Origin of the sequence: Pandoraea faecigallinarum, from assembly GCF_001029105.3 — a bacterium.
Lineage (GTDB): Bacteria > Pseudomonadota > Gammaproteobacteria > Burkholderiales > Burkholderiaceae > Pandoraea > Pandoraea faecigallinarum.
Genome location: NZ_CP011808.2, coordinates 322538 through 340826, shown reverse-complemented (window position 1 = coordinate 340826; position 18289 = coordinate 322538). Strand labels below are relative to the sequence as shown.

At 60.8% G+C, this 18289-nt stretch carries 10 protein-coding genes and 9 pseudogenes; 15 read left to right on the top strand and 4 right to left on the bottom strand.

Annotation, left to right across the window (positions count from 1 at the left end; all coding sequences use genetic code 11):
* Positions 1-5: 5 nt before the first annotated feature.
* The 7 genes and pseudogenes from AB870_RS24630 (at position 6) to AB870_RS24605 (ending at position 9312) form a co-directional block, all read left to right on the top strand.
* Positions 6-1024 (top strand): annotated as a pseudogene (locus AB870_RS24630) (IS481 family transposase).
* A gap of 138 nt (positions 1025-1162) precedes the next feature.
* On the top strand, positions 1163-1327 hold the full coding sequence (locus AB870_RS26665; protein WP_157112534.1) for a hypothetical protein: 165 nt from the start codon (positions 1163-1165) through the stop codon (positions 1325-1327).
* 130 nt (positions 1328-1457) lie between these two features.
* Positions 1458-4574: a hypothetical protein gene (locus AB870_RS24625; protein ID WP_071386928.1), complete on the top strand. Its 3117-nt coding sequence runs from the start codon at positions 1458-1460 to the stop codon at positions 4572-4574.
* A 1264-nt stretch (positions 4575-5838) separates the two neighbouring features.
* The gene (locus AB870_RS24620; protein ID WP_167362760.1) at positions 5839-7185 is read left to right on the top strand and encodes an MFS transporter; all 1347 of its coding nucleotides are present in this window, start codon (positions 5839-5841) and stop codon (positions 7183-7185) included.
* A gap of 233 nt (positions 7186-7418) precedes the next feature.
* Positions 7419-7751 carry a PTS glucitol/sorbitol transporter subunit IIC gene (locus AB870_RS24615; protein WP_064674962.1) on the top strand — a complete coding sequence of 111 codons (333 nt, stop codon included), beginning with the start codon at positions 7419-7421 and terminating at the stop codon, positions 7749-7751.
* Positions 7752-7901: 150 nt separating this feature from the next.
* Positions 7902-8897, top strand: a pseudogene (locus AB870_RS24610) (PTS glucitol/sorbitol transporter subunit IIB).
* Positions 8898-8934: 37 nt separating this feature from the next.
* Positions 8935-9312 (top strand): PTS glucitol/sorbitol transporter subunit IIA, encoded by a 378-nt coding sequence (locus AB870_RS24605; RefSeq protein ID WP_047909237.1) that lies wholly within the window; start codon positions 8935-8937, stop codon positions 9310-9312.
* A 182-nt stretch (positions 9313-9494) separates the two neighbouring features.
* Here the strand turns inward: AB870_RS24605 and AB870_RS24600 are convergent, their stop codons facing one another.
* Together AB870_RS24600 and AB870_RS24595 are read right to left on the bottom strand one after the other, a co-directional pair.
* Entirely contained in the window at positions 9495-10229 is a 735-nt protein-coding gene (locus AB870_RS24600) for an IS6 family transposase (RefSeq protein ID WP_047909236.1), read from the bottom strand.
* 113 nt (positions 10230-10342) lie between these two features.
* Positions 10343-10564 (bottom strand): annotated as a pseudogene (locus AB870_RS24595) (transposase); the annotation flags it as partial.
* A gap of 234 nt (positions 10565-10798) precedes the next feature.
* Between AB870_RS24595 and AB870_RS24590 the strand changes: the two are divergent.
* Positions 10799-12034 carry an IS110 family RNA-guided transposase gene (locus AB870_RS24590; protein ID WP_047909156.1) on the top strand — a complete coding sequence of 412 codons (1236 nt, stop codon included), beginning with the start codon at positions 10799-10801 and terminating at the stop codon, positions 12032-12034.
* A gap of 33 nt (positions 12035-12067) precedes the next feature.
* On the opposite strand, the pseudogene AB870_RS24585 reads toward AB870_RS24590, so the two are convergent.
* Together AB870_RS24585 and AB870_RS24580 are read right to left on the bottom strand one after the other, a co-directional pair.
* Positions 12068-13119 (bottom strand): annotated as a pseudogene (locus AB870_RS24585) (IS256 family transposase); the annotation flags it as partial.
* Positions 13120-13463: 344 nt separating this feature from the next.
* Positions 13464-14393 carry a hypothetical protein gene (locus AB870_RS24580; protein WP_047909234.1) on the bottom strand — a complete coding sequence of 310 codons (930 nt, stop codon included), beginning with the start codon at positions 14391-14393 and terminating at the stop codon, positions 13464-13466.
* A gap of 166 nt (positions 14394-14559) precedes the next feature.
* Here AB870_RS24580 and AB870_RS26065 point away from each other — a divergent pair.
* From AB870_RS26065 to AB870_RS27270, 7 genes and pseudogenes are all read left to right on the top strand, one after another.
* Positions 14560-14796, top strand: a pseudogene (locus tag AB870_RS26065) (IS6 family transposase); the annotation flags it as partial.
* Between the two features lie 92 nt (positions 14797-14888).
* Positions 14889-15656: pseudogene (gene arsH / locus AB870_RS24575) on the top strand (arsenical resistance protein ArsH).
* Positions 15653-16145 (top strand): annotated as a pseudogene (locus tag AB870_RS24570) (arsenate reductase ArsC). The pseudogenes arsH and AB870_RS24570 overlap by 4 nt, the downstream one beginning before the upstream one ends.
* Positions 16142-17207, top strand: a pseudogene (gene arsB / locus AB870_RS24565) (ACR3 family arsenite efflux transporter). Before AB870_RS24570 ends, arsB begins: the two co-directional pseudogenes overlap by 4 nt.
* Positions 17208-17316: 109 nt before the next feature.
* Positions 17317-17613 carry a type II toxin-antitoxin system MqsR family toxin gene (locus AB870_RS24560; protein WP_047909401.1) on the top strand — a complete coding sequence of 99 codons (297 nt, stop codon included), beginning with the start codon at positions 17317-17319 and terminating at the stop codon, positions 17611-17613.
* A 2-nt stretch (positions 17614-17615) separates the two neighbouring features.
* Entirely contained in the window at positions 17616-18017 is a 402-nt protein-coding gene (locus AB870_RS24555) for a type II toxin-antitoxin system MqsA family antitoxin (protein ID WP_047909400.1), read from the top strand.
* A 19-nt stretch (positions 18018-18036) separates the two neighbouring features.
* Positions 18037-18275: pseudogene (locus AB870_RS27270) on the top strand (helix-turn-helix domain-containing protein).
* Positions 18276-18289 lie beyond the last annotated feature (14 nt).

Sequence of the window (18289 nt, the reverse complement as noted above, 5' to 3'; positions counted from 1 at the left end):
TTGCGATGCGATTACGATGGGTGAAGATGTATGAGGAGGTCGGCAACGCCGGTCTCGTTTGTGTACGTTGCGGCATATCGAGTCCAACGCTGCGCAAGTGGCTACGTCGCTATCAGGATGCCGGTGAAGCAGGCCTTCGTTCTCAAAGCCGCCGCCCCCTGCATAGCCCCAATCGGAAAATTTCTAAGGCTGATCGAGGAACGACTCTTCGTCTACGCGCCGAGCGCAATGGGGCACGCCGAATTCAGAACGAGTTGCGGCTATACGAGCAACGCGAACTGTCCCTTGCGACGATCCACAAGATCCTGTGCGGGGCCGCCGTAAAGCCGTTGATCCGCGCTAGGCGGCCCCTACAGCCGAAGCGCTACAGCAGGCCAGTGCCAGGGGATCGAGTCCAGATGGACACGATGAAAATTGCTCCAGGCGTCTACCAATACACGGCCGTGGACGATTGCTCTCGCTTCCGCGTACTGGCGGTCTATCCGCGTAGAAATGCCCGAAATATATTGGCTTTCCTGGATCGGGTCATCGAAGAAATGCCATTTCCGATCCAGCGTATCCAGTCGGATCGCGGCGGTGAATTTTTTGCCGAATCCGTGCAGCGACGATTGATGGAGGACGGCATCAAATTTCGACCGATTCCGCCGCGCTCGCCTCGCATCTCAATGGCAAGGTCGAACGTTCGCAGCTCACTGATCGCCACGAATTCTGGTTCCACCATGAACCGAAAGGATGCGGGATCGGCGAGATGATTGAGGAGTGGCAATTCGACTACAACTGGCGCCGGCCTCACGGCTCTCTCGGCGGAAAAACTCCCGTTGATCGAATTACCGAGCTGACTGAAATTACTTCCCTCAAAGAAGACGTCGCGCGCTCCTACGACAAACGGAAAGAGCGGTTTCGGCACCGCGAATGGCGAGTCGACAAAATTCTTGCAGAGCAGCACCGACGCATATCAGAGGCGGCCGCGTCAGCTGCGACGCCACCTTCTGACGCAGCAACGAAACGGCGAAGCAAGAAGTGAAACGATGTCTGTGAATCGCACACGTAATACACTTCGGACGATTTTCGCGACCAGATCCGGCGCTGGGGCATCACCGCGAGCTACGCCTTCGTCGCTGAACCCCAGACCCACGGCGTCGCACAGCGGTGCAACCGGACAATGAAAGAACAGACGATTCTTGGGCGCATCTTCAAAAACCTGGAGAAGGTTCGTGCTGCCGCCATCGCGTTCAAGGACCGATACCATCGCGATTGGCGTCTTGAAAAGCGGGGCTTTACCCTCCTCGAAGCCCCTCAGGAACGGCTGATGAAACTGGCCGCCTGAGCTACAAAAACGGGTCCAAACAACCGGAGCCGGTACACTCACTGAAAAAACATAAATGCCGTCCAGTCTTAACTGAACGGCATTACCGTCTCACCGGGCTTTTGAATTGATCTTGAAGGAGATTCGCAGCATGCTCAAACCCACCGTCGGTCCGACCCCGCGTGGAATGGCGATGCGTGACACGCTGAACTGGAAATTCAATTTTGACGTGAGCAACCGCGAAGAGGTTGGCGCGGAAATGAACACGCGCTATTTCTCGTCGGGCAGCGAAAAATCGCAGGCGTCCTCCGTGACCGTGCTCCGCGTGGATGGGAAGTTGATTTTGGAAGCGTTTGACCCAGCGCAGCGTGACGCGGGGGACGCGCGCGGCGACGTCCTCCTGGGCCTGCTGCACAAGAGATTTGAAGATGCCTTCTCCGCGCATGCTTCTAACATGCCGTCGGAAGTTGCGGCGCAAAATGCCGAAGTCATCGCCAGCCTGTTCGGATCCAAGGAGTTCTTGGACGCGGATCGCGCGCTGCACCCACCGGACGACAAGCACAAGGTTCATGAGCAGGCCATTGACATACAAATCGACGGCGCAGACATCTACATTCGCAAAACGACGACGTATGTGGCCGGGGATCGTTCATGCTTAAAGGGCCTGGACGTAAATTCGGCAGGGGGCACGCGGGCGGAGTCGTTTTTTGTCGGGCAGGCGGATTCCGTGGTGACGGAAGTTGTCGAACTGGAGATGAAATTCTCGAGCAAGTTTATTGGCTCGGGCGCGGATGGTCGTTGGACGCTTGAGGCAAAGGTGACCGACGTCGCGGTGGAGCTGAGCGACGCGCTGGAGCCAGAGGCCGTGCGTGAGCGCATGGATCGCCTCGGGGTGCCGACGACCCGTTTAGGAATGTGGTTCGCGTGGCTGGCCTCATTTTTTAGCACGCGGGGCATTCAGTTTGTGGTGAGCACTCCAGCAGAGCTTGAAGCCGCGAAAGCCGCCCGCCAAGGGGACCGCGTCCTTCTCAACGACCTTCAGAACTTCAAACCGGCCGCGCGCGTGTCTGCGCGGCATCGCTATAAGGATAGTGGCGCGCATCGTTTCTTGACGCATCTAACGGCGGCTGCCAAGGCGCGGGTTCTCGCCGTAAGGGCACCGGAAGTTGCCCCTGCGGACGCAGGGTGGGAGGCCTGGGCGCCACCACGTTTGACCCAGCGAACAACGGCTGCCATAGTGCAACTTCGCGCTCAGCCGGCCCGGGATGCAGAGGTGCAACGCAACGCCATGTCGGTGCAGGCTGCCCATGAAAAACTTGGCGACTTTCGCGCAAGCGGCTTGAGGCGCGGCGGTGAGCTCTACGACGTTTTGCAAAGAACGCACACATTACGGGTCAAGAATGGCAGCGTCGAGGCGTCAAAGTGTGCCCTGGGCACCGAATACGTCGCGGCCGCCAGCAAGCCGGACACGTCAAGGCGAATCATCGACGCGCGGACCAGGCTGGGGGCGAGCCTATTCCACGCGTGCGGGCAGACCAGGCTGGGGACAGAGCTCCCTGTGATCAAGCTGGACGAGCAAGACGTATTGGGGGGGGCGGAAGGAGACTTGCCGCACTTACGCGCGTACGCCCGCGCGACATTGGCCCTGGACCAATACATCGCCTCAGCGAAAAAGGAGTGGGACACGGAATCGACGACAACGAAACTAACGAAGTTGGGGTTCGATGAGTCTGCGTCAGATAAGCAGGAGCGGTTGGACGTGCTAATGACGAAGCATTATAGGCGAGAGGCAGCGTTGCGAGACGCCGTCAATGGTTGTGCGAAAAAGCTTCGCTTGTCCGCGAAGTGGTCGCTGGGGGTGCAGAGGGCGGAGGTCGAGAAGCGCCTGCTTGACATAGTGGATCAACGGCTTGAGGGCGTGGTTACCGACAAACGCACGCGAGAGCAAGTGCTCTCGGTGCTATTGCACGCGGATGACGCGATGCCCGTCGTGCAAGGCATTGGAGCGCCCCAGTTCTCGAACATGCAAGCTGTGCGCCGCACCATCGCCATCCGCACTCGGAGATCAGACGAAACGATCCCCCGCGAAGCGGTACGCGTCGAGTTTAACGTGCGCCACGACAAGCTCGGTGACGGTGTGATATACCTCGGAGAGAAAAGCGTCGAGCAGGCAGCACTGCAGACCGCGACGATGACGATCCGTTCGCGTTGGACGGTCTCGGCCGAGAAGGCCGAGCTCTCCTCTTTGAATTACGATGCGCACCTTGCGCTCGATCAGGAAAAGCTGGCGCTGGAGCAGGCGCGGCGTGAGCGAGAGGCTAAGAAAAAAAAACCGGATAAGCCGCACGGGATCAAGAAGGAAAGCGCCTCCGCGCCCAGCGCCGGTGCGACGTCGGATCTGATGGCGGAACTCGCACTCAGGTCCAAGCACGCCGTCGAGGCGCACCAGACTTTGATGCGCGGGGACAAGGTGCGGCTTTCGGACTTCGGGGGGGGCAATTCCCTTCATGACTTGGGCACGGAGCATTTGCGTAACGCGAGCGCGAATGCGGCAACGCAGGCCAACGCACGGTCCGCGCTAGAGAATATCTTGTTCGAGCGGTGCGGCACGGGGAAACCTGTCCTCCTTCTGGACCAGGAGAACATATTGGCTCCGCACCAGGCATTGCGCCTGTACGCCTCGGCGTTAAGACATCTGTCGTCACCGGCCGAGCCTGAGCACCATAAGCCGTATTGGCAGGGTGTCGTCAATAAGTTGGCGCCGGAGGTCGGGCTATCGAAATTACCGCTGGAGATGCAGATAGCGGCGGTGAAGGCGCGCTTATTCGACGCGGTGATCCAGGCGATTGGGCACGCGTTTCCCAACAAACGCGCGCGAGACCAAGTGATTACGGCGGTTATGCACGTGGAGACGGCCACGTACGCCGTCATCCACGCCCGTGGCGGCCCCTGGATCTCGGCCCCGCAAGCCGCCGAGGAACACGTTGTCTCCATCGCCACACGGTGGACAAACGCGAGCGTTGCTCATGATTCAGCCTTGATCACGTTCACCCAGTACCACGGGGCGCTCGGCAAAGGCGGCACGGCGAGACTCGGCGTCGAGGTCATCAAGGAGGAGAATCTGGAGACCGTGAAGGTGGAAGCTTCGGCGCAGGTGCGCGTCTCGGCTGAAGGCTTTGAACTGGACTATGTACGGTTCCGTGCAGCACTTAAAGGTAACCCGCCAAAACAGCCACAATCGACCTCAGTCGCAGCCAGTGTGACGTAGGACACGCTGGCGTTGTCAACTTATCGCGGTTCGTCGAAGCCAATGTATGAGTCCACCGGGTCTCAAAAAGCATGAGATGGAGTTTGGGTAACGTTGGTGAATGCACGCCATGTCCCTGCGTCGTTTTCACGTACAGCGAGTCATGCAGCGACCAACGTAGCCTCGTAGTCGACAGGGGAGCGAAAGTCGGTTGAGGTGTGCATGCGTCGTCGATTGTAATAGCCTTCAATTGTAGAAGTCGCGACCCGATCTGACAGGTACCCATTCCGATGGTGCGTGACTGTCAGATCGGGTCGCGACTTCTACAATGCCTGCTTGGCTGCATGACTTGATGTACGTGGAAACGAGACAGGGTCACTAGTGTCAGGTGCTACGGTTTTTGGGGGGAGGTCATTCGTGTAGCGTTGGTGTGCGGACGGCAAGTTCGCGTCACCTCTGCCGTCCAGTCTCGCGATATCGTCTCGCGCGCGGTGGAGGACGCGCTTAGCGCCCCCGAAGAGCGCAACGGCGCGTGGCGGGACGACCGCCGCGACGGGGAAATCGGCCAAATACGCATGTTTTTTCCGAAATTGGGATGCGCGGGCCTGCCGAGCGTGGTATCCATAGACATCGCGAATGCTTACCCAGGAGCTTTCTATGTCTGGCAGTCGCACGGCCCCCGTTCGCAGCGTCCCCTGCGGGCTGCTGGTGTCCGCAACAGGTCGCGACACCATGCCCGACACGCACCGAGCCCTACGTGCGCGCCACGGCAATCTGCGCGCTGCCCGCGGCGGCCTGCACGCATGCAGGTCGGCTCATGCACGCCGCCAAAGCGTGAAAAGCGCCGCGAAAGCCCCGGGTCCGCTGGCATCGGGAAGGTCCTGAAGCGATGGCACCTGACAGGAACGCCCAACGGAACTCCTGACATGGCGGCGGCAGACGATTCACGCAGCCCTTTTCAGGAACCCTTCGTGAACGATTGCGAGGTGTTCGAAACCGATTCGCAATCCCTTGAAATCGTGTCGCCATGCCGTCGGGGTTATGTCGCGATAACCAGATGGCGCTGAACCGAAGCACGTCGCACCGCCGCCACGCCACTGGCTCGCCCCACTGTCGGGCGAGTCCGCGGCCTCCGGCCCCTGGTCCGCCGTTTGCCCGCCCCTGTGAGCGGCACACCGGACGGGCGCCGGATGTCGGCGTCGCCTGCGAGCGCGTCGCCTCCGGTGCCCCGAGCGCCGGCGATGGGTATCCACCGTCCCTGTGCGGGGGCCGCCTGGCAGCTGCCATGGCCCACGGTAGCACTACCGTCACGCAGTTTTTTTGCAAAAAAAACACGTCCACCGCGCTGGCAAGCTACCTCGCTGACGACGATCAAACCATGAATAAACGCGTGCCACTCCCATGGAAAACTGTCATCGGCACCACGATCGGCAATGCGCTTGAGTGGTATGACTTCCTAATTTTCGGCTACGTGTCAGTACTGATCGCAAAACAGTTTTTCCCCAGTGACGCACCGCTCACTTCGATGCTTCTGACGACGGCCACTTTTGGCGTCGGATTCGTGTTCCGTCCCATTGCAGGTCTTTGGATTGGCATGTACGCCGACCGACGCGGACGCAGCGCTGCGCTGTCGTTCGTGATCCTTTTGATGTTCATTGCAACGGCAATGCTGGCGTTTGCGCCCACCTATGCGCAGGCGGGGTTATGGGCGCCAGCCATCGTCGTGACGTCCCGCGTGCTTCAAGGCATTTCGGCAGGCGGTGAATTTGGCTGCGCGACCGCGCTTCTGGTCGAACTGGCCCCCCGGGACAAAACGGGACTATACGGCAGTTGGCAGATGGTCGCCCAGTCCATGGGGGCGTTCATGGCAACGCTCGCCGCGGCCGCAATCACGAGCGGATTCTCGCCCGAAGCCTTGGCATCCTGGGGCTGGCGCCTGCCCTTCCTCGCAGGCCTCATCCTTGGTCCGGCAGGGTACTGGATTCGCCGCAATATTGATGAATCGGACGCGTTTGAGGCAGCGGCGAAGCATGAGTTCATGCCATTTCGCTGTCTGCTCTCCGATTATCCGACAGCCCTGTTCATCTCCCTCGCCCTTGGCGCGGCGGTGAGCGTCGCGGTGTACGTGCTGGTCGGCTACCTGCCAATATTCGCGGTGCAGATGCTCCATCTACCATTGAATACCCCGTTCGTGATTCTCGCCGTGACAATGCCGGTGCGCTTGCTGTTAATTCCCCTCTTCGGGCATCTGTCGGACAAAGTGGGGGCCCGCAGGGTGATGGGAGCGGCGCTGATCATTTTTATCGCGCTGGTGCATCCAGCCTTCATGTGGCTGACTCGCGTCCCCGGCGTCGCGAGCCTGCTTGTCCTGGCGTTTGTCTTTGCTGTGCTGATCGCCGCGCTCATGGGCCCGTTTGCTGCCACGCTCGCAAACCTGTTTCCGACCGGCGTGCGCGCGACCGGGATGTCATTGACTTCCAACCTCACCGCGTCGCTTCTCGGCGGCTTCACTCCCTTCATTCTCACCTGGCTGGCGGCAAAAACCGGCGACCCCATGATGCCGGCGCACTATATGTTTTTCTTTCTGAGTGTAGGCGCGCTTTCCCTGCTTTGCTACAAGCGCTCATCTTAGCTTGGGGCGAGCGGGCGCAGCGCCGCCTCGACGTTCAACGTCTACGGGAGTGGCACGTCGAAAGCTTGCGCGGGCGTTTCGTGTGGAATGACAAGTCGTCGCAACACAGGAAGACCTACGCAAGCGGGAGACGGTCATACGAAAAAATTTGGTCTGGCTCGATTTTCTGACTCACGCACCCGGGGGCATTTATCGGCGTCTTCCGTGTCGGCGGGGAAACGCTCGTCGCGTTCGTGATTGGCATTGTTCCGACATTGATCGTTCTGCTCACGGCCACCTATACGCTCATCACCCTCGCGGGCGAGCGACGCGTTCAGTCGCTGGCCTGCTTTCTTTCGAAAAATATCGTGACGAGATACTCGTTGCTGCCACTGCTCGCGATGTTCTTCGTGACCAACCCGATGGCTTATACCTTCGGCGTGTTCCTGGAGGAACGTCATAAGCCGGCGTTTTATGACGCCACGGTTTCGCTTTGTCACCCGATCACTGGTTTGTTTCCGCACTGCAATGCGGGCGAGCTGTTCGTCTGGCTGGGGGTGACCAGCGGAGCCACAAAGCTTGCGTAAACGCACGCCGTCTCGTTTTAGTTGCCGAAGCTCGCGCTTTACTATCTGGGTGTCGGGCTGCTCGTCAATTTGCTCAGAGGCGTCGTGGCCGAGGCGCTGACGCGGATGATCATGAGGCGCGAAGGTCCGCCGAGTCGAACATCCGACCCTATGCCGGCCGGATCGGAGAAGACCCACGGCGAGGCGCGAGCTCACTTCTCTGTCGAGGTCTGGCGAGGGCCGAACGGCTGGGGAGGGCCGCTCGTCATTACGCCGACAGGCGCGCGCAACAAGATCGTTGTTGTCACCGCAGGCGCTATCCCGAAAGTCGCTCAACGTCTGGCTGAATTGACCGGCGCGACGCTCGCGGATGGCTTTCGCAATCCGCCGCACGAATCCGAAGTGGCGGCCGTTGTCATCGATTGCGCAGGAACGGCTCGTTGCGGCGTCTATCCGCGAAAGCGGATTCCGACGATTAATTTAAGTCCAGTGGGCCCATCGGGCCCGCTCGCGCAGTTCATCACGGAAGACATCTATGTGTCCGATGTGCGTGGCGATGGTTTGCATCGCGTTGACGAAGCAATGCCACCTGGGGTCATCGGTTCGCGGTCCCCGCGCCTGGAGGCGGGAAGTGCAAACGCAGCGCAAGCGCCGCAAAAAGCGTAGGTCGAGCAACGCGGCGGCGGGTTCGTTGACATGCTCACCACCATGGCCTGCGGCATGGGCGGTGTTGTCAACGTCCTGCACGCCAGTGGCCGGAAATTGATCGACACCCTCATCCGCAACGCACTGCCGTTTATGGCGTTTGTGGCGATGCTCATCGGCGTGATCCACGCCACAGGGGTGGGTACGGCGCTCACACCACTGCTCGCGCCGCTCGTGGACAATATCGTCGGCCTCGTGGCCCTGTCGCCGGTGTTGGGACCGGGTGCCGTGCTCGCCCAGGTGATTGGCGCCGCGGTCATCGGTCCTGCTATCGCCAGTGGCACGTTTGCGCCGCACATGGCCCTACCCGCATTGTTCGCATATGACACGCAGGTCGGCTGCGATTTCGTACCGGTGGGCCTGGCACTTGGCCAGGCGAAGCCCGAAACGATACGCTTTGACGTGCCGGCGGTGCTGATCAGTCGGCAAATGATGGGACCCGTTTCGGTGCTTGTCGCCTAGGTCGTCAGCTTCGCTCTTTGATATATCGGGGATCGATATGCATTACTACAGGACGACAATTGCCAGCATCGGTGCCGAGGTCAGTGCGCTCCTCGAAGGAGGCGTGCTGATTCTGTTCGCAGATGGCGCACCTGCCGAATTGGCCGAAGTCTCAATTCTGCACCGCGTCGAGCACGTAGGCGCCCGCGCTCCGCGCGTGGGATCGGTGCTGCGGATCGGCGAGCTCTCCGTCGCGGTAACGGCCGTGGGGCCTGGCGCGTGGAACAACGTGAGCGCGCTCGGGCATGTCGTGATCACGTTCAACGGCTCACGCGCCGATGAGCGTCCGGGCGTGATTTGTGCGTCGAAGATCGACTGCGCAAAGCTCTTCGAAGGCATGCACCGCGGTACAGTCATCGAGTTTGTCGACGCCTGACTCCCCATCCGCCCGATGCCGCAATTCACAACACGCGTGGGGCCTCCGAAAGACCAATGCAAGCGGCGGTGACCTTGCCTCGAAACGACGTACAGCAGAGAAGTTGGATAATCTGTTGAACGGAGGACGGCGCTGTCAACTTAAGAAGGTAAGTCGAAGCCGAGGCATGAATCCACCGCGTCTCAAAAAACATTGGACGGATTTTGGGTCACGTGGGTGAATTCTCGCCATGCAGCAAAGCACACCGCGAGCTGATTGCGGTAGAGCGTCGCGCGCAGCAAATGGCGTTTGAGTGCGAAGTGCTGCCGGATTGGCCCGAAGCTCGACAGGAAGGTTTGCGTGCGCGCTGGGTCGCGAAAGCCCCGCATGCGTCGCTCGCGCTCCCGCGTAGGTTGATGGCTATTCTCCGCGCGGTTGTTGACCCGGGCCGCCGCTTTGACGAACACATGCTTCACAGTGGCCAGCGCCGGGAGGTCGGCTTCGGCTGCTGGATAGCTGCGCAGTTGATCGGTCACGATCTTGCGTGGCACCGGGTTCGAGCGCAGCACGCGCTTGAAGAAGCGTTTGGCGGCCGCCGTGTCGCGCCGTTTTCGCAGCAGGATGTCGAGTTCCGCGCGATGCTCGTCGACGGCGCGCCACAGCAGGTATGGTTCACCGCGCAGGCTCACGAACATCTCGTCGAGGTGCCACGTGCTCCCGGGCTTGCGGCGTGCCGCTTTGACCCGGTGAGCAAAGCCCGCGCCAAACTTGTCGCACCAGCGGCGGATCGTCTCGTAGCTGACTCTCACCCCGCGCTCGAATAGCAATTCTTCGATGTCGCGCAGGCTGAGCTGAAATCGGAAGTACCAACGCACAGCATGGCCGATGACCGACGCCGGGAATCGGTGGCCGTGATAGAGCGATTTCGGTTTTCTCATCGCTTCATCGTACGCGAACTTACCGATAACGTGACAGTGGGGACTGTCAGATTTTTTGTGTTCGAGGCGATTAACGCAACCCGCTTCTCAGCGGGCAGCGGTTTGAGGATATCTCAGTCGTAAGGGTGCGTGAAGCGCTCCGCGTACAGTATCGCGAATTGATTCATGGCGGCCTTCCAATCGGGTGCGGCGCGCGTCCAGCCTGCAGTGATGTTGCGCGGCAGCAGCCATAGCAGCTTGGTCGCTGCGTCATCGGTCGGGAAGTGACCGCGCGTCTTGATGATCTTGCGCAGTTGCGAGTTGATATTCTCGATAGCGTTCGTAACCGGCATGATATAGCCGGTGCCTCGCGTTTCCGCGCCGAGTGGTTTGAGCGTATGGTGTGACCATCCGGGACAGGGGCACTGGGGAGCACTTCGGGTGGGCAGGCCGTTGTTACACGATGAGCCGCGAGCTCGTGTTAGTAGTTGGCCGCCCCTGCGACCCGCCCGGTTGCGCTGTGAGCGCGAATCCGTAGTTGTCGTGCTGTCCCACCGGCTCCCAACAGTGATCTGATACGGGAGACGGTTATGCGAATCGTGGGGTTTGATGTCTCGCGCTCAGTGGCCGAGATCGCGTACCTGGAGGATGGCACGCTTCATGCAGGCGGCCGCACCGGGTTGCGACGCGACGAACTGGAGCGTTTTGCCGAGAAGCTGCGCGCCACCGATCATGTGGTGCTCGAAGCAACCGGCAACACTGCCGCCATCGTCAACGTGCTTCGTCGGCACGTCGCGCGCGTGGCGATTGCCAATCCGCTGCAAGTTCGGCTGATCGCGGAGGCTCGCGTCAAGACGGACAAGATCGATGCAGCCGTACTGGCACAGCTGTATGCAAGCGGCTTTCTGCCGGAAGTATGGATGCCGGACGAGCACACGCTGGCGTTGCGTCGACAGATCTCGCGTCGTTCACAGCTGGTGCGGCAGCGCACGCGGCTGAAGAACGAGATTCATGCGGTTCTGGCCGCGCATCTGATCGAGCGATGCCCCGCCACCGATCTGTTTGGCAAGAAGGGGCGTGCCTGGCTCGGCGTTCAACCGCTTCCGTTGGACGAGCGACTCGGTGTTGAGCAGCGGCTGCGCGAACTGGACCGCCTCGGTGAGGATCTGAGCGAGGTGGAGCAAGCACTCGCGCAAGCGACCATCGACGACGCGCGATTGCGCGTGATGCTGACGATCACCGGCGTCAACACCACGGTAGCGATCGGGCTGCTATCTGCCATTGGCGACATCGAGCGGTTTCCGAATCCGGAGAAGCTGGTGAGCTACTTCGGGCTCAATCCGTCGGTCTATCAGTCCGGCCCGACACCGGCCAGGCACGGCCACATCACCAAGCGCGGGCGCTCTTACGCACGGGCGATGCTGGTCGAGGCTGCCTGGGGCGCCACGCAGGCGCCTGGGCCGCTGCGCGCCTTCTTCCTACGCGTGCGCGATCGCCGCGGCCAGCAAATCGCCGTCGTCGCGACCGCTCGCAAACTCGCAGTGATCGTATGGTATGTGCTGACACGCGACGAGCCGTTCGCGTGGGACCGTCCCGCGTTGACCGCACACAAGTTACGTGCGCTGGAACTGCAGGCTGGAATGCCGGCGCAGCATGGCTCGCGAAAAGGCTCGGCTGCCGCCTACAGTCTGAAGAGTGTCCGTCAGCAAGAGCGAGCCGTGGCTGAGCAGTCTGAGCGAACCTATCAAAGACTGTTTAACCGGTGGAAGCAGTCGCGCCCCAAATCAGACAGCGCGCCGATACGGTGGCCGGAAGCGCGGACATAGCGAACGAGCGAAGTACGGCGTGGGGGGCTTGTGTATTTCATCCGTGGTGTAAATGACCTTGCGTACTGCTGGCGGGAACGTAAAGAAGGGAATAACACGCTCCCATACGCGTCGCCATGCTGCGGCCACCGTCGGATAGCGACGCCCCCAGTCACCTTCGTCGAATGCATTAAGTTCGCCAGCAGCGGCTTCGGCACTTGGCGCGGTGTACACCGGCTTGAGCGCAGCGCGAGTGCTTTGCGGTCCTTCCAGTTCGCGTAATCCAGACTGCTGCGAATCAGATGTACGATGCAGGTCTGTAACGTAGTTTTCGGGAATACGGCGCCCAGCGCTTGCTCCATGCCTTGCAGGCCGTCCGTGACCGCGATCAGGATGTCGTGCACGCCGCGCGTTTTCAGGTCGTTGAAGACCTTCATCCAGAACTTGGCCCCCTCGGTATTCTCAATCCACAGGCCAAGAATATCGCGCGACCCGTCCGGCAGTACGCCCAGCGCCAGATAGACCGCTTTGTTGCGTACCAAGCCATCGGCGCGGATTTTTACCCGTAACGCGTCGAAGAAGACCACCGGATACATCGGTTCAAGCGGACGGCTCTGCCAGGCAAGGAGCTCGTCCCGTACGGCGTCGGTGACCGAGCTAATGAACTCCGGTGACACCTCGGTGCCGTATTGCTCTTGCAAAAACGCTTGGATCTCGCGCACCGTCATACCGCGTGCGTACATCGCGATAACTTTGTCGTCGAAGCCCGTGAAACGGCGCTCGTGCTTCGGGATCAGGATCGGCTCGAAGGTGGAATCGCGGTCTCGTGGGATCTGCGAATGCAGGGGGCCGTCGGAGGTCAGCACCTTCTTGGTGCTATGCCCGTTGCGCTGATTCGTGGCGGTGGTTGGCTTCTCAGCCCCGAACTCGTAACCCAGATGCCGACCGAGTTCTGTGCCCAGAGCGCGCTCAATGAGCGCCTTCTTCAAGGCCGCAGACAGGTCCTCAATTGAGCCGGCTGTCATCGGGCCTGAGGCCAATTGATCGATCAGCGCTTTAGGAATTGACGGCAGTTCGCGTGGTGGTGTCTTAGGTTTGCGTGGCATGGCGGCTCCATTTCCATAATGGTAGCCTCACACACAAAATTCCTGACAGTCCCCAGTGCCCCGTCGAAACCCGGGGCAGGACGAGCCCGCCCCGGCCGTGCGGCTGTGCGATGGCATCAACGATCAGCCGCGTTCTCTCCTACCGCTATCCCGTATGCCGCCCCGGCTGGCGCCCCCCGTTTCGTTTCGGCGTCAGCCGCGATCCCGGCCCCGCATCCGCCGGATTCCGAGCTCGATTCCGCTCGGTCGTCCCGTCGCGCGGGGGCGAAGCGCAGCATCGCCTGCTACCGCCTGGTGCTCGGTGCGCCGAGGGATCGCCCTTGCTGTCGTGTTCATGCGGGGGCTTAAGCGTTGTCGGTCCCCGCACAATAGCCCTCGATAACCTTCATTTCTGCCTCCGCGTCCACGAGCCGCCCCGCATCATAGCTGTCGACCACCTTCAATGCTGCCGCTTGTGCTTCGGGGCGGCCCGCCTTCTCATAGTTCGTTGAGGCCGCAATAAGGGCTTCTCTCGCTTTGTCCAGAAGTTGTCCCTTCATGTAGGTAATTGCCGCTTCCGCGCGGCATTTTGCGGCCGGACCGTACTCCTCGTTCTGCTCGAAGGTTGCCGCGGCCTTCTCGAGGTGTTTTGCTGCGTCCACATAGTACGGTTTCGCTGCCACGATCCCAAGCGCCTCATTGTAGAGCATGGCGGCGTCCCGAATGGCCTTGCCGACCAGATCATCCCGGCCCCCATTTTGGAACGCTGTTACAGCCGCCGCGAGTTTGTCGGAAGCCTGCTGGAGTTCATCCGGCCCTTTCATGGTGCGCGCTTGCTCGAGGCACACAAGACCGACCAGACACTGCTGGTCGTGAACGCTGAAGAAGTTTGAATAAACGTTCTCCTGCGCATTGCCTGAAACGGTTTGTGCCAGCGTGGCTTTGCTGGTGGCCGAGAGATGACGGGCAAATCTCGTCAGCGCCTCATCGCGCCGTTCCGAAAACTTCTCAATGCGCTGGTCGCGTGCCTCGGCGCACTGGCAAGCGATCAGGGTGGCGGCCGCGGCCTCGCTCTTGGCCTGTTCGTCGCCGTCCAAGACCGTCGCGCAGAAGTCCCTCACAGCTTGCACGTCGGCGAGGCTATGACACACCGCGTCGACCTGTGTCAGGTTGGCGAAGTCAACGTTCTGCGTGAGCTCAGTGATCGCGTCGGTGGCGACGTTCTGATTGGCCGAGGCCCCAGTGGTGCCGGCAGTCGACGGGTGGGGCTTTGTGGAAGAGACACCGTGATACATAAGAAAGCACCTTAGACGCGTTTCGGGGTTAAGTGAGAGAAGGATGGCATAGTGAGCCCCGCACAACTTTCAGATTTCGGAAAAAACACGTGGAATTGGGAAGCTTCACGCCAATGCTGACCCAGGGCACTATCACGTTATCGGTAAGTTCGCGTACGATGAAGCGATGAGAAAACCGAAATCGCTCTATCACGGCCACCGATTCCCGGCGTCGGTCATCAGCCATGCTGTGCGTTGGTACTTCCGATTTCAGCTCAGCCTGCGCGACATCGAAGCGTTGCTATTCGAGCGCGGGGTGGGAGTCAGCTACGAGACGATCCGCCGCTGGTGCGACAAGTTTGGCGCGGGCTTTGCTCACCGGGTCAAAGCGGCACGCCGCAAGCCCGGGAGGACGTGGCATCTCCGCCGCCCTTGTGACATTTCTCACCGAGAACTGTTGCGGCGGCCGCGATTGCGACCTGTCTTGCACAACGGATGCCGAGAAGGGGTGTCCGCATGAGAACCCGAGACCTGCCTGCCCGTGATTTCCTGCCAGCGCTGGACAAGTCCTTTGCCATCGAGCGCCCAGCGCTCGGACTGGCACCCGACGCCACGCCGGTTCGTATCTTGCTGCTGTATGGCTCGCTACGTGCCCGCTCGTTCTCCCGGCGGGCTGTCGAGGAAGCGGCCCGGCTGCTGCAATTCTTCGGCGCGGAAACGCGCATCTTCGACCCGTCCGATTTTCCGTTGCCCGATCAGGTGCAAAGCGACGATCACCCCGCCGTCAAGGAACTGCGCGCCCTGTCCGAGTGGTCGGAGGGGCAAGTCTGATGCAGCCCGGAACGCCACGGCCAGATTACCAGCCTCATGAAGGCGCAGATCGACCATCTGCCCCTTGAAATAGCTGGCATTCGGCCAACGCAAGGCTGTACGCTGGCCGTGATGCAGGTATCGGGCGGCTCGCAGAGCTTCAACGCCGTGAATACCTTGCGCGTGCTAGGCCGCTGGATGCGGATGTTCACCATCCCGAACTAGTCGAGTGTCGCCAAGGCGTTCCAGGAGTTCGACGCGGCGGGCCGCATGAAGCCCTCGCCTTACTACGACCGAATCGCCGATGTGATGGAAGAACTGGGGCGTTTCACGGTGCTGCTGCGTCCACACCGGGAAGCCCTGACTGACCGCTATTCCGAACGGAAAGCGGCGGGCCGCGTCGTCGACCGGGCCACCGATCTTTCATCCATTGCCATTGCTGCCCAACCGCCACCCGAAGGCCAAACGCTATGACCGAGAGAACCTACAACGTCCTGCAATTCAGTCCGCAGCATCATGGCCGAGGCCCTCCTCAACACGATGGGGCAGGGCCGTTTCCGCGCCTACAGCGCTGGCAGTCATCCGACTGGCAAGGTCAATTCATTCGCCATCGAAAAGGTGCAGTCAAGCAAGTATTCGACCGACAGCTTGCGCAGCAAAAATTGGGACGAGTTCGCCACGTCCGACGCGCCGAAGATGGATTTCATCATCACCGTTTGCGACACCGCGGCCGGCGAGGTTTGCCCCGTGTGGCCGGGACAACCCATTTCCGCGCATTGGGGATTTGAAGACCCGGCCGCCGTCGAAGGCACCGACGACGAGAAGCGCCGGGCCTTCGACAAGGTTTTCCGGCTCATGACGAACCGTGTTCGGCTGTTTGTGAACCTGTCCTTTGGCATCCTCGATCAGACGGCCATCAAGCGCGAGCTGCTGAACATCGGCAAGACCGACGCGGCGGAATGAGCGTGGCCGCGCAGAGCCAGGGCGCGGCTCGAGCGCCCATGAGCGGGTTCGAGCGGAATCTAACCCTGTGGGTGGCCTTGTGCATCGTCGCTGGCGTTGTGCTCGGCCAGGGCCTCCCGGCCGTGTTCCAGGCCATCGGCCGCATGGAAGTGGCCCGGGTCAAGTTGCCGGTAGGCCTGCTGATTTGGGTGATGATCGTTCCGATGCTGGTCAAGGTCGACTTCGGGGCACTGCATCAGGTCAAAGAGCATTGGCGCGGCATCGGCGTCACGCTGTTCGTGAATTGGGCCGTCAAGCCGTTCTCGATGGCCCTGCTCGGGTGGCTGTTCATCCGGCAGGTGTTTGCCCCGTTCCTGCCGGCCGATCAACTGGACAGCTACATTGCAGGCTTGGTCTTGGTTGGCCGCCGCGCCCTGCACGGCAGTGGTATTCGTGTGGAGCCGGCTCACCAATGGCGACCCGCTTTTCACGCTCTCGCAGGTGGCCTTGATCGACGCCATTATGATCGTGGCCTTCGCGCCCATCGTCGGGCTGCCGCTAGGCATGTCCTCGATCTCGGTGCCCTGGGACACGCTGATGATTTCGGTCGTGCTTTACATCGTCGTGCCGGTGATCTTGGCGCAGCTCTGGCGGTGGCATCTGCTCAAGCAAGGGCAGGCCACCTTTGAGCGGGCCATGCAGAAGGTCGGGCCGTGGTCGATGGCCGCGCTGCTGCTGACGTTGGTTCTGTTGTTCGCCTTCCAGGGCGAGGCCATCATCCGGCAGCCGCTGGTGATCGCCATGTTGGCCGTGCCGATCCTGATTCAAGTGTTCTTCAATTCCGGGTTGGCATACTGGCTCAACAAGCGCACGGGGGAGAAGCACTCGGTCGCCTGCCCATCAGCTTTGATCGGTGCCAGCAACTTCTTCGAGCTGGCCGTGGCGGCTGGCATCAGCTTGTTCGGCCTGCACTCCGGTGCGGCACTGGCAGCCGTGGTCGGTGTCCTGGTTGAAGTGCCGGTGATGCTCCTGGTCGTGCGTATGGTGAATCGCTCAAAGGGCTGGTATCAACAATCACCTTAGCGTGCTTTGTTTTCCGTTTTCTGAGACGACCCCTATGGGGAGGAGCCGAAACCAGAGTTTCCGGGCTAACCAACTTGCCAACTAATACCAACTAGGTCAGATTATGTTCGTGGAGAAGCCTACCCCGCATTGCAAGTTGCCTGTAGGCAAAACCTTCATAGCAGCCGGCAAAGTCCGCGCAACCCATTCGGCCAGGCTTGGGGCCGCTGCCTTGAGTTTGGAGCTCTCCGACATGCTGGCTGTGGTGAGGGCACTCACGCCAGCGGACTTCTTCAAGAGCATGGCTACCCATGCCGACCACACGGTATGGCAGGACGTGTGCCGCCCCAGCACGCAAGCGGGCGACGTGTATCTGAAGCTGACGGTCATCGATGACGTGTTGATCGTGTCCTTCAAGGAGCTATGACCATGAAATGTCCGGTTTGCGGCGCGGCGGAACTGATCCATGACACCCGCGACCTGCCCTACACCTACAAGGGCGAAACCACGATGATTCCTGCGTTGACGGCTGACTTTTGCCCCGCCTGCGATGAGTCCATCACCGACATGGCCGAAGCCGAGCGCGTCATGCGTGAAATGCGGGCGTTCCACAGACAGGTGAACGCGGCTATCGTTGACCCCGCCTTCATCGTCAAGGTGCGCAAAAAGCTCGACCTGGGACAGCGTGAGGCCGCCGAAATCTTCGGCGGCGGCATCAATGCCTTCTCGCGTTACGAGAACGGCAAGACGAAGCCCCCGCTGGCCTTGGTCAAGCTGTTCAAGCTGCTGGATCGGCACCCCGACCTGCTCCACGAGCTCAGAACCGCCTGACAAGTCGAAGGGCTCGCTAATGAGCCTCCAACGATTTGCCAGCGTCTGGGAGGCCATCGAGGATACTTGGGAAGAAGCGGAAAATATGAAATTGAGGGCGCTGAAGCATCACCCCTTCGCAACGACATGGGGCCGGCACAAGCGGCCAGGCTATTCGGCGTGACTCAGCCGCGTATCTCCGATCTTATGCGCGGCAAGATCAGCCTGTTCGGTCTCGATGCGGGTGAACATGACCACGACTGTCAATATCGGCCGTAATTTCCTCAAAAGGG

Coding starts and splice junctions, on each gene's coding strand:
- AB870_RS24620 (WP_167362760.1), top strand. CDS start 5,839: ATGGCCCACGGTAGCACTACCGTCACGCAGTTTTTTTGCAAAAAAAAC.
- AB870_RS24590 (WP_047909156.1), top strand. CDS start 10,799: ATGCGAATCGTGGGGTTTGATGTCTCGCGCTCAGTGGCCGAGATCGCG.
- AB870_RS26665 (WP_157112534.1), top strand. CDS start 1,163: ATGAAAGAACAGACGATTCTTGGGCGCATCTTCAAAAACCTGGAGAAG.
- AB870_RS24555 (WP_047909400.1), top strand. CDS start 17,616: ATGAAATGTCCGGTTTGCGGCGCGGCGGAACTGATCCATGACACCCGC.
- AB870_RS24605 (WP_047909237.1), top strand. CDS start 8,935: ATGCATTACTACAGGACGACAATTGCCAGCATCGGTGCCGAGGTCAGT.
- AB870_RS24600 (WP_047909236.1), bottom strand. CDS start 10,229: ATGAGAAAACCGAAATCGCTCTATCACGGCCACCGATTCCCGGCGTCG.
- AB870_RS24580 (WP_047909234.1), bottom strand. CDS start 14,393: ATGTATCACGGTGTCTCTTCCACAAAGCCCCACCCGTCGACTGCCGGC.
- AB870_RS24625 (WP_071386928.1), top strand. CDS start 1,458: ATGCTCAAACCCACCGTCGGTCCGACCCCGCGTGGAATGGCGATGCGT.